This window comes from Sulfitobacter sp. HI0129 (assembly GCF_001635395.1).
GTDB lineage: Bacteria > Pseudomonadota > Alphaproteobacteria > Rhodobacterales > Rhodobacteraceae > Sulfitobacter.
This window is the reverse complement of sequence record NZ_LWGH01000535.1, coordinates 1-851: the sequence shown is the minus strand read 5'-3', so window position 1 is coordinate 851 and position 851 is coordinate 1. Positions and strand designations below refer to the sequence as shown.

1 tRNA gene is annotated in these 851 nt (G+C 57.1%); it reads left to right on the top strand.

What is annotated here, in order from left to right:
* Positions 1 to 43 precede the first annotated feature (43 nt).
* A tRNA-Leu gene (locus A3764_RS14605) sits at positions 44 to 127 on the top strand.
* The last annotated feature ends 724 nt before the right edge of the window (positions 128 to 851 follow it).

Sequence of the window (851 nt, the reverse complement as noted above, 5' to 3'; positions counted from 1 at the left end):
TCGCTTGCCCGGAATGTCTGCTCGCGCTAAACGGCCCCGGCGTGCCCAAGTGGCGGAATGGTAGACGCAGGGGATTCAAAATCCCCCGCCGCAAGGCGTGCCGGTTCGAGTCCGGCCTTGGGTACCAGCCATAACTCCCGACCAGCAGTCGCTACATGATGGCGTTTGACGTTGGAGCGGGATGCGGGCCGGGCCAATACGGGGCGCGGCGTCTCTAAATCCTATCGGCTTGATTCGGACAAAATGTGACAGGCTTTGCCGTTTTGGAGCACCAGTTGCGGAAGGTGGCGCATATTGGTTCCAATTTGAGTACAAGGCTTCCGCGCCCTCGCGGCGGCGACGCCGTACCGGCCTAGCGTTGCCACATTACCGCCATTGTCTCTTTGATGGATACAATAAACACGTTCGTAACCTGCTCTGGCGAAGGGTTCTCGACAGAATGCCCTTGGTTTCATGAGAAATTCGCAGATCGTCCAGATTTCCCGTTTGGAAACAATAGCTCCCATGAGGCGGCTCGAAGCTACCCCAAAAGAATAGGAGAAAATATGCGAACGGGTGTAGTTTGACACTTTTCGGTCATTTTTGGCTTTGTTCGCTGCATTTCAGCCATTATCAATAAACTTGCCCAACTGGGGGGCATCCAAAATCTGGTCACGGGGGCGGCCGCACATATCGCGCATTTTTGCATGCGGGAGACGTGCTTACGCCGCAGGTTTGCGACCGTATTCACGACGAGACGAGAAGCTGCCGCCGATCGTTCCGGGGCCCCTTGGGCCACGATCTCCCTCCTTTTGTTGCGCTTGTGTGCGAGCTGCCCCGACCGGTCGTTGGTGCCCGCGGGGTGAACGAGT